6 protein-coding genes are annotated in these 10,917 nt (G+C 49.8%); 2 read left to right on the top strand and 4 right to left on the bottom strand.

The features are described 5' to 3' along the window. Positions 1-16 precede the first annotated feature (16 nt). Complete coding sequence (locus Pla110_RS13185; protein ID WP_144996216.1) at positions 17-820, bottom strand: EF-hand domain-containing protein; 804 nt, start codon at positions 818-820, stop codon at positions 17-19. 528 nt (positions 821-1,348) lie between these two features. Here Pla110_RS13185 and Pla110_RS13190 point away from each other — a divergent pair. Together Pla110_RS13190 and Pla110_RS13195 are read left to right on the top strand one after the other, a co-directional pair. After that, positions 1,349-2,686: a Gfo/Idh/MocA family protein gene (locus Pla110_RS13190; RefSeq protein WP_144996217.1), complete on the top strand. Its 1,338-nt coding sequence runs from the start codon at positions 1,349-1,351 to the stop codon at positions 2,684-2,686. 53 nt (positions 2,687-2,739) lie between these two features. Next, on the top strand, positions 2,740-3,684 hold the full coding sequence (locus Pla110_RS13195) for a DUF6807 family protein (RefSeq protein ID WP_144996218.1): 945 nt from the start codon (positions 2,740-2,742) through the stop codon (positions 3,682-3,684). Positions 3,685-3,699: 15 nt separating this feature from the next. Here the strand turns inward: Pla110_RS13195 and Pla110_RS13200 are convergent, their stop codons facing one another. From Pla110_RS13200 to Pla110_RS13210, 3 genes are all read right to left on the bottom strand, one after another. Then, a complete protein-coding gene (locus tag Pla110_RS13200) occupies positions 3,700-5,037 on the bottom strand; it encodes a DUF1552 domain-containing protein (protein ID WP_144996219.1) in 1,338 nt (445 codons plus the stop codon). A 117-nt stretch (positions 5,038-5,154) separates the two neighbouring features. Continuing rightward, positions 5,155-7,947 (bottom strand): DUF1592 domain-containing protein, encoded by a 2,793-nt coding sequence (locus tag Pla110_RS13205; protein ID WP_197440182.1) that lies wholly within the window; start codon positions 7,945-7,947, stop codon positions 5,155-5,157. Positions 7,948-8,395: 448 nt separating this feature from the next. Beyond that, positions 8,396-10,810, bottom strand: a complete 2,415-nt coding sequence (locus Pla110_RS13210; RefSeq protein ID WP_197440183.1) for a bifunctional serine/threonine-protein kinase/ABC transporter substrate-binding protein — start codon at positions 10,808-10,810, stop codon at positions 8,396-8,398. Between the last annotated feature and the right edge of the window lie 107 nt (positions 10,811-10,917).

Here is a 10,917-nt window from a genome sequence, read left to right on the forward strand (position 1 = left end):
TGAATTACAGATGCAATCAGCGTCCTCGCCCACCGCCGGCACGGCCACCACCAAATCCAGCCATGCTGCCAGATCCGCCGCCTCCCTGCTGACCACCGAAACCACCTCGACCTGGCCCCATACCCGGTCCACCTTGTCCACCCATAGGAGGGCCGCCAGAACCCTGTTGACCATCGTCATTCATTCCCGGCCGCATGCCTCTCGGACCTCTACCCTGCTGACCAGATTGACCCTGCGATTGTTGGCCTTGTTGCCCCTGCGTCTGCCCTTGGCTTTGGCCTTGCTGACTGCTCTGCCCTTGTGAGCTGGACTGGTTGCCTGTCGAGTTCTGACACTGCTGCATCAATTCCTGACTCGTCACTTGACCATTCTGGTCCTGGTCAGCCCTGCGAAAGAAAGGGTGCATCTGCCGGTTGGAAACTTCATTCTTAGTGATGGAGCCATCCCCATTCTGATCGAGTTGCATTAATTGATTGAACAGTTGCTGACAATTCCCACCAGAACCTTCCTGTGACGATTGTTGACCATTCTGGGACTGACCGTTCTGGCCTTGTTGCTGCTGTTGTGATTGCATTCCTCTTTGAGGTCGTTGATTCCCAGACTGATTGGGACCACCTCCCCTGCTTTGAAAACCAGTCTGCCCCTGACCTTGCATGCCCTGACCCTGCATACCCGGGCCGCCCATTCCGCGCGTCTGGATCCCGGGACCTTGTAGGCCAGAACCCTGCTGACCGCGTCCTCCCCGTCCGGGGCCCGCCGTCAGATCAACAGAAGAAAGCAGGAAGCATCCCACCACAGTGAACGTCGTCAGTATTCGCATTAGAAGTTTCTCCACGCACAGGAACCGAAATCGAATTAGTGTTGATTCCAAAGGCTGTAGTCAGCCAGAATCACAAGGACATTCACCCAGTGGCTGCGCACGCCAACAGAGAAATCGCAGCGCATAGAAATGCGGCTGACGAGTTCGAAGTAAATGTCCGGTAACGGCCCGAAAATTTCTCAAGAATTAAGACAAGCAGGAATCGACGTGAGATACGTCACAGAAGTGAGAGACAAACCGCTCAGTCAGAACGGATTGGCTCGACAGTGGGAACGCGGGAGAAATGCGAATAGATAAGAATAAATACGTTCCACCCCTATTTATACGCAGCCCACTGGAATCAGAAACACCTCAATTTTATTTTTCAAGACTTTTTAAGCAAATGGGAGACAATGTCTTAGTTTATGAATGAACAAGTGATCGGCATTGTCATGACGTAACGGTCCTGTTCTGATAAATGTCTCCCTGTTTGTTTTCCGGGCTGTTTGTTTTCCGGAATACTATGTTCACCAAATAAGGATGGCGAAGATGTTCGACAAATTATCACCTCGACGCGACTTTCTCAAACAGACTGGGGTCGGCCTGACCAGCCTGGCTCTCGGTTCATTGACCAGCAGCCTTCCCTCAGCACGAGCCGCCGACGCCAATGATCGAATTCGAATGGCGGTCATCGGCTGCGGCGGTCAGGGAGTGGGAGCCCACATCCGCGGGCTGATGGACATCAAGGATGAAGCTAACGTCGAACTGGTGGCTGTCTGCGATCCAGATGAAGAACGTCGGCAACGCGGATCTGAAAATGGAGGCGGAGCGACTCCAGTAGCCGATATTCGCCGATTGCTGGAAGACGATTCGATCGATGCCGTCTCCATTGCTACTCCCGATCATTGGCATGTGCCCGCCGCCTTACTCGCGATGCAGGCGGGAAAGCATGTCTACGTGGAAAAACCTTGCTCACACAATCTGCGCGAAGGCAGGTTACTCGTCGAAGCAAGCCTGAAACATAACCGCATCGTACAGCATGGCACCCAAATGCGTAGTAACGGTGGGTTTCAGGAAGCGGTCGAGATGTTACACAGCGGGTTGATCGGCGATGTAATGATCGCCCGTGTCTGGAACATTCAGAAAAGAAGCTCCATCGGACACATGAAACCGAGCGATCCTCCGCAGGGACTCGACTATGATATGTGGGTCGGCCCGGCCCCGATGGTTCCTTATCAAGAAAATCGTAGTCATTACAATTGGCATTGGTGGCATAACTTCGGCACGGGCGACGCTGGCAACGACGGTGTTCATGAATTTGATCTGGCGCGATGGGGATTGGGAGTCAACGAACATCCCACAACCATCGCGGCTCTCGGTGGTAAATACTTCTTCGACGACGACCAGCAATTCCCCGACACGATGACGGCAACGTTCGAATATCCTGCAACCGACGACCGCGTCGCCAAACAGCTTGTATTCGAAATGCGACTCTGGTCAACCAGCTATCCTTACAATGTTGATAGTGGTATCGAGTTTTACGGCACCAAAGGAAAGATGTTCCTGTCGCGTCGCGGCAAGCTGGAAGTCTGGGACGGTCAAAACAAAAATCTGCAGGTCGACGTTTCTGGCCCACTTCAGATGCATGTCCCCAACAACCAGAAGGCTTTCCTGGCGGCGATTCGAGGCGAAGCCCCGGCGACGGCCGATGCAGAAACGGCCCATCTGTCGGCCAGTCTCTGTCACCTGGCCAATATCAGCACTCGCTTGGGACGGAATTTAAGTTTCGACAAAACAGGTGAAACCATCTCAAACGACGAGGAAGCGAACACTCTCCTTGGTCGTGAATATCGCGAAAACCATTGGGCGATTCCGCCCGTCAGCTAAACATCATCAATTACTATCTACCAAGACAACTTGACTGATCGAAGAGCCGTCTGATGAAACTATACCATTTGATAATAGCGATTTCTTGTATCTTACTTCCCATCACCATTTTGTCGGCAGAAGAAACAAATCCGTTTCGATTCGAACAGTCCGCAGGTGAGATTGTGATCTACCTGGGGGATCAAGCTCTTGCAAGTTATCTCTATGACGATCCCATCACGACGCGTCCCTATTTTGCACACGTCAAAACGAAACAAGGGACTCAGGTCACACGAAACCATCCACCGAAAGCGGACGATCCGCAGGACCACGGAACATACCACCCCGGAATATTTCTGGCCTTTGGGGATATCAATGGCAATGACTACTGGAGGCTGAAAGCTCCCGTACGGCATTCTCGATTTATTGCGGCACCGGATTCTGCTTCGTCAGGTTTTACAGTCGAAAACCAATATCTGGACGCGACAGCGACAAAGACAGTTTGTATTGAAACATGTCATTATCAGTTTTTGTCTCAACCCTCGGGATATTTGATCCTGATGAAGAGCGAGTTCACTTCACCTGACGATGACTTTTATTTCGGCGATCAGGAAGAAATGGGGCTTGGCGTAAGAATGGCGAGTCCGTTGCGAGAAAAAGATGGCAATGGTCGTATTCTTAACAGCAACGGCAAACTGACAGCCAAAGAGACATGGGGACAACTTGCAAGCTGGGTCGATTACTCCGGTCACATTCACGACCAGCAGGTCGGAGTCATGCTCATGACCGATCCGGGGAATATTCGCCCCTCGTGGTGGCACAACCGCAATTACGGACTATTCGCTGCAAACCTGTTTGGACGAAAAGCGATGCAGCAAGGTGCAGCCAGCAAACTGCCCGTTAAGCAGGGCGAGACATTTCACCTCGGGTACGGAGTCTACATTCACGAAGCAGAGGGATTAACCGAGACCGATTTGCAATCTGTTTACGAAAACTACACGAAACTCGCCAAAGAGTAATGGCCTTAGCCCAGATCAGACACCAGTGAAGACGGATTGATCAAAGGTTCCCGTGCTGTCACCAAAGGAATCTTTTTCAATTCCCATCGAATGCAGAATGCTGAGATAAAGGTTCGACAGGCGTGTATCTTCTTTCCGCCAGTGAGAACCGTGCTTCACACCCATGTTTGCTCCGCCCGCCAGTAAGGTCGGCAGGTTGCGGGGGTTGTGAGTCGTGCTAGCCCCACTACCAAACAGCACAAGACTGTTATCGAGAACGGTTCCGTCAGCGTCTTTATATTCCTGCAATTGGCTCAGGAAATGGCTAATCTGTTCACTCAGGAAGAGGTCGTACTTCGCAAAGTTAAGTTGCCCTTCTTTATCAGCAGCATGAGAAAGCTGGTGGTGGGTGCTGGCGAGTCCGAGCTTGATGGGGAACGTATCGCTGATTCCCATTCCATCTTCTCGGTTCAACATGAAGGTCACCGAACGGGTAATGTCGGCATCAAAGGCGAGTGCAATCAGGTCGAACATCGTCTGGTAATAGTCGGCCGGTTCTCCCTCGGGCGAGGCGTCCAGATTCAGATGAGAGTAGTCCTGGTTTTTAAGCGGGATATCGATCCATTTTTCAGAAGCAATTAAACGCGACTCGACTTCGTTTAGAGAAGTCAGGTACTGATCCATTTTCTCGCGGTCCGATTGCCCCAGTTGTTTATTCAGAGAACGAGCTGTATCGAGAACAGCGTCTACCAGTTTAATACGTTTGTTGAGTTTTTCGCGTTCATGCTCTAACGAAGAAGTATCTCCGCGGAACAGTCGATCGAAGATACGGCGAGGGCTGTTTTCAGCAGGAACAGGTTTACCATCGACACTGTAAGAGATTGTTCCTGTTCGTGATAGAAATCCGGTCCCAGCATCAATAGAGAGAACGAGAGAAGGTTGCCGGCAATGTTGCTTGGTATGCAGCGCGATCAACTGATCGAGCGCGACCGAGTTGTAGGTACCCGGTTTGGGATTATGCAGCGGTGCCCCAGTGAGCCACATATCCGAACAGGTATGAGGATCGGCCTTGGTCCCATTTGGATGATGCATGCCGCCTAGAAAACTAAGTTGATTTCGAAACGGACTTAATGGCTCTGTTGATTTATTGAATTTGAATTCCTGCCCGACCTCCTGAGGAAACCAGTGCCACTCGTCAATTTCATGCTCTTCTTTCGGTAAGGCCATTCCATTGGCTGTATAGATCGCGCAGAATCGTCGGGGATTCTTTTGAGATACTTCGCTTCCCATCGCTTCTAGAATGGGTAACGCCAAGGTAGCGCCTGCGATTCCTTTGAGAACGGCACGTCGATTGAGTTTGAGGCTGTCAGGCATAAGACTTCCCTTCGAAGGGATACCCTGCAATTCAATAGCGAATTACAGCAGAGAATCACGACAAAGATGGTGAGGAAATATATTAAGGCAAGAGAGTCGAGGCGGGAGCAAGTTAAACTATTTTTCGAGGAAGAGCGGAGAATGGACCACAAATCGGAGCATATCCTGCATGCGGTATCCGTATGCCTTCAATTCTACTGCATTCTCTCGCAAGAACTCAATCTCATTATAGGTTAATGTCCGTCCGACGGCGTAGGTCGCCAGGTGCTTTAATACGCTAAAGGCGACCTGATCGACACGATCGTCCGCCAGATAATCTTTAAATTCCTGCATACTGGCGACATGAGTACCATCGGGCAACGTTGTTTCAGAATCGACATCCCCCTCTGATTTAAACAAACCACCCGCGTCGTACTCTTCAAACGGGAAGCCCCAGGGATCAATCCCCGTATGACATTGCACACACCCTTTCTGGTTGCGGTGCAGCTCAAGGCGTTGGCGTAAAGTCAGCTTGGTCAGGTCTTCATCAAGTGCCGGAACGTTCGGTGGTGGATCTTCGGGGGGTTCAGCAACAATCTTACGGGCCAACCACGCTCCCCGTTTAATCGGGTTCGCCTCTTTCCCGTCCGAAAGTCCGGCCAGAATTCCTGCTTGTGAAAGCATCCCGCCCAAACCGTTTTTATTGTGAAGGATAGCTCGATACTCGAAACCACTTTCGGAATCAGATTCGATTCCGTAATAGTTTGCAATCACATCATTTACTACGATGAAATCAGACCGAACCAGATTTGCAACAGGCAGATTCTCTTGGAATAGATAAGCCAGAAACTGCTGAGGTTCTTTTCGAAGATATAATTTCACCTGCCGAGTCAGGTTCGGATACATTTTCCGATTAGTTTCGACAACGTCGAGTTTATCCAGACTCAGCCACTGCGAAGTGAATTCACTCAGGAACTGTTTAAACTGAGGATCAGCCATCATACGGTCAATCTGTTGATCCAGATCCGCTTCGAGTCTTTTCGTAGTGGCCAATTTTAGAAGTTCTGCATCGGGCGACGAATTCCAAAGGAAGTAGGACAGCTTCGATGCAAGTTCCCATTCATCCAGCCGCTCTGGTTTGGGGGACGTGCTGTTTTCAATAAGAAACAGAAACTGAGGAGAGGTTAGGACAACGAGCAGAGACTCCTTGATTGCCTGATTAAAGTCACCAGTTTCGGCGTAAGCCTCTTTCCAGATTTGTAAAGTCGACGACATTTCCTGTTCAGCCACAGGACGTCGGAAGGCACGTGAGGCAAACGAATGAATGATCTCACTTGCGTAGATTTCTGGTTCATCCTGGTGGTCGGAAGCGATAAAGATATTCTCGTGCGATTTAGGTGGCCATTGTTCATAATACGGCCCTTCAAACTCAACTGAATGCAATTTCAACCGTGGGCGATCCCGTTGATCTGTGTACTCGCTTTGGACCCCAATTTCTTTGATCCCTGCCAGATAATTGACGTTATCTTTCTCGACATCAGGACGAGGGAAGTTACGAATTGCTCCACTAAACTCGAATGTCTGTAATTCCGTAGAATTCACTGAAACCGGTTCATTAACTGGAACCAAGGTACTGCCGCAATCGCGACGAAGACCGATATGGACGCCTAAGAGAGGTGCTCTGCTTTCGAATTGTTTGAATTCTCGGAAAAGCGAAGTATCCTCGGCGATCGGCGTCATCTGCAACCGGACCAAAGGTATGTCATCGGCCAGTTTTGCCTTCACGTTCAATTCACCAGCGTCGAGACGAACGAGTAGGAATGCGGGCTGGGCAAGCTCACCGCTGAATCGACGATCTCCCAAAGAGAGATCGAGCCGTTTCCGGGTTTTGTTCTCATTCGGAGTAGGATGGATATCAACTTGGTAGACTCCTGCCTCAGGAACAAGAACTGTTTGTGAATCATTTAAATTGGTGACAGTCAGGGCGTCTGTCGCATCAGCCGGGAACTCAGGAACCCGACGTTCGAGAAGTAAACCATCGTCGTACTTCGCCGCATCGACAGTGACGCGAAAGTTTCCGTGATCCGGTAATTCGCGTAATGATATTTTAAAATTCGCTTTGGGACCGTAGGTAGAACCAACCTGAAACTCTTCAATACTTGGAATAGCGGGCCTCAATAAGAGCCCCTCCGGAACGAGATCATAAGCCTCCCCTTTAGGATACCCAGTATCACCTCGCATGCAGGCAAACACCGAGTGATAGATGCTGTCATATTCTCGCCAACCACGGACAGTCGCGTTTCCTTCATACCCTTCAATAAAACGATACTCCGTCGTCATCAGGTCATGTACGTACGGGAATGGTTTTTCCGGGGCAGTTTCTTTGACGACAAAATCCGTATTAGGCAACAAGTGACTGTTCGCCCCCAGAATTAGTTTATCCGGGTAAGGTTCGGTATTGATTTGCTCCCCGAACTCCATTCGAAACTTTTGAATTGCAGGGGGAGTCGTTGTATCGACGATAGCCGCATCCAGTGATTTCTCGGCGATGTCAAAGTAGGCCTCAAGTAGAACGGGCGAAAGTAACATGCTATCGGCGTTGTTCAGGAATCCATCTTTGGAAATAGCGTCCGGCGGAAGGATGTCGGTGAAATCGTCATCCATACCAAGTAGGTCGCGCAAAGAATTTCGGTACTGCGCCACGGTCAGTCGACGAACGGAACCATTTTTATCCTTCACTCTTGAGCGAACGGCAATCAGTCCCTGATCGATCCAGTTGATGATCGTTTCTTTCTCTTCAGCGGAAAGAGGATCATCTTCCTCTGGTGGCATGGCGTCGGTCGCGATCTGTTTGCGAATTCCCATCCAGAGCCGTAAGCGATTTTCCGGCAAGTCCCCCATCAGGTGATCAACGCGAATGCCTGAAGACATTTCATCTGCATTATGACAATGCACACAGTATGTCTGCAGAATTGGGGCCACCTTCTTATCAAACTCCAATTGCAAGCGTTCGCTTTCTACACGTTCAGCGTCATCCAGTTCATCAGCACTGGAATTTAAGCACGAGAAAATGCTAAGTAAAAGAACGATCAGGATTAAACTAGTTTTATCACTCACCAGCAGAAGGACCTTCGGAAGGAGAATCAGGATGGACGCAGGCAACATAGAGAGCGATCTGTCACCAGATAAGGAGGTGGGAATATTCTCTGGGGCGGGCGACAGATTATTGTCGGCGGGATATCAATCGGACTCGGATTGCGACTCGATCAGAAAAGAATGAACTATTCCAGTGTACCACTTAAAATGGGAGGGTTCAGCCCCCCATTCGGCTTTCGCTGGAAAGTTTTTCCAGCCGGGAGCGAGAGCAATCTTCCCGATATCACTTCTCTGGAGCAGTCCAGTTGTTTCCCCAGCTTTGATATAAACCGTCCAGATACTCCTGCCACTCCTCTTTCGTGCGCATAGCGGGATAAGGATCCGGTTCAATCGGTTCGGGGGAGCGCCAGACAATTTCATACTGATCGTATGAATTCGCCAGCCCGATAAATCCGTTTCGGACTGAATACTGAGTTTTCGGATCAATGCTGACTTTACCCGAAGGAGCCTGCATTTCCATTCCTGACATCGCGTCACGAATTTTGATTGGGTCAAGAGAGCCTGATTTTTCTACAGCCCTGGCCCATAGATAAACGCCATCGTAACCAGCTTCCATTGAGGAAATCAGTACCCGGAATTCCCCGAACATCTCCTGGAAGTCATCAACAAAGATTTCATTCTCTTTATTCTTAAGCGATTGAAAATAGGTGGTACAGGAGTAATTCTTGATACTCGGATTATAATTGACTCTTCTTAGCACATCCTCACCAATACCCGTTGCGAACTGAGTCGTCTCAATTTTCCGTTTCTCCAGACCACGCAGAAACAGCATTTGCGAATCGCCCGTAATCGTATTGATTATGGCGTCTGGTTGGGTTGCTTCAATCTTATCCAACACGTTTGTCACATCGGCGGCGTCGAAATCGAGATACTCTTCCCCCACCAGTTCCGCTCCGAGACTATCGAGTTGATCTTTAACGATGTCATTCACCACATGCGGAAAAATATAATCGGAGCCAACCAGAAAGAATGTCCGTTTCTCTTCAAACGCATAAGCCCACTTCACGAAGGGGAGGACCGTTTGATTCGGGTCGCCTCCCAGGTAAATAATGTTGGGACTTATTTCTACTCCCTCTGTATTGACCGAATAGACGAGCAGGTGGTTGTTTTCTTCAACGACTTCTTGAACTGCCTTTCGGCTCCCGGATGTGCAACAGCCAAATATCGTACAAACGCCCTCCTCTGTTATTAGCTCAGTCGCCTGTTGTGCGAAAACAACGTCATTTGACTTTCCGTCGCGAATAATGGGTTCAATTTTTCGCCCCAGCACTCCACCATTATCGTTTATTTCTTTGATTGCTAACTTATACGAATCGACAATGACTTCTTCGCTGGTAGCCATCGCCCCCGTCAAGGAGTGCAATATTCCAATCCGTATGGGTTCTTGCTCAACGGGCGGCACAATAGCCTGGTTATCTTCCGGTCCCGTTTCGACTCTGATGATCAAAAACAGAACTAGACCAATCAAGACCAGCAGACCGATCGCCAACCCCGCGATCCTTTTACGAATGTCGCGACGCGGTAGCATCTTGATTTCGGGGTTTAAGGTAAAGCTAGTGTCAGCTGATAATCCAGCAGGCATCGTCAATTCAGACAAGAGCAGTACTAACGCATGCTGCATTTCTTCGACCGTCTGATATCGGTCCTCAGGTTTCTTCGCCATGGCCTTTAAGATGATCTCGGCACAAGGCTCGGGAATGCGGTCGCTCCATTCCCGAGGGTCGGGAGGTTCTGCGTTGCAATGGGCGTGCATCACACTGACGAAGCTGTTTTCCTCCTCATACGGCATACGACCCACCAGCAAACTAAAATAGGTTGCGCCGAGTGAATAGACATCGCTTCGTTCATCAACCGATTTCCCTTCACATTGCTCCGGGCTCATGTAGCAGGGTGTTCCAACCAGTTGTCCCTGACGAGTCAGCTCCAGAGATTCGCCATGCGTAAATTTGGCAACACCGAAGTCAGAGACTTTGGTGATGTCCCCCTCGATAAACAGCAGGTTAGCCGGTTTAATGTCCCGGTGGATCAGACCTTCTTTATGTGCGGCTGACAGGCCGCCGCAAGCTTGTTCGAGAATGCGTGTCGCCTCACCCGGGGAATAAACTCCGACATTTTTGAGATGATCTGCGGCCGATCCACCAGTGGCGTATTCCATTACCAGGTAGTCGACGCCTTCATTCGAGCCCACTTCATGGATTGTCAGCACATGAGGATGGTTGAGACGTCCCACTGCTCTCGCTTCTGATACAAACCTCGTTCGTAGCGATTCGTCTTTCGTCAGATCCTCATGTAAGACCTTGATCGCCACTCGACGTTCGATCACAGTATCGACGGCTTCGAAAACAATTCCCATTCCACCGGCGTAGATCACACGCTCGATTTCATAGTTTCCGAGACGCTGACCCACCCAATCGTGAGATTTCAAGCGTTCTTTTCTCTTCTCAGAATCAACCAGCGACTCCGAAAGGCCTGTGAGTATCGTTTCCGGGTTATCGTTCTCCAGCAGAGAGATTACGGAATCGCGGAGCTTGTCATTATTGCCACATGCTTTCTCAATGAATTCTTTGCGCTTCGTTCCTTTCAGCTCGCTCGCTTTAAGGAAGATTTCTTTCACGCGGGCGTGCTCGTCCTGACTCATGCTCATATATCCAGATGGTGTTCAGGACTGAAATCGGGGTTGCAAGAAAAGGAAGCGGAAGTTAACCGAAAGCAGCAATCGCTACTCACGATCCTATTCTAGTCAGT

The sequence above is a fragment of the Polystyrenella longa genome (assembly GCF_007750395.1).
Taxonomy (GTDB): domain Bacteria; phylum Planctomycetota; class Planctomycetia; order Planctomycetales; family Planctomycetaceae; genus Polystyrenella; species Polystyrenella longa.

Coding starts and splice junctions, on each gene's coding strand:
- Pla110_RS13185 (WP_144996216.1), bottom strand. CDS start 820: ATGCGAATACTGACGACGTTCACTGTGGTGGGATGCTTCCTGCTTTCT.
- Pla110_RS13195 (WP_144996218.1), top strand. CDS start 2,740: ATGAAACTATACCATTTGATAATAGCGATTTCTTGTATCTTACTTCCC.
- Pla110_RS13205 (WP_197440182.1), bottom strand. CDS start 7,947: ATGTCTTCAGGCATTCGCGTTGATCACCTGATGGGGGACTTGCCGGAA.
- Pla110_RS13200 (WP_144996219.1), bottom strand. CDS start 5,037: ATGCCTGACAGCCTCAAACTCAATCGACGTGCCGTTCTCAAAGGAATC.
- Pla110_RS13210 (WP_197440183.1), bottom strand. CDS start 10,810: ATGAGTCAGGACGAGCACGCCCGCGTGAAAGAAATCTTCCTTAAAGCG.
- Pla110_RS13190 (WP_144996217.1), top strand. CDS start 1,349: ATGTTCGACAAATTATCACCTCGACGCGACTTTCTCAAACAGACTGGG.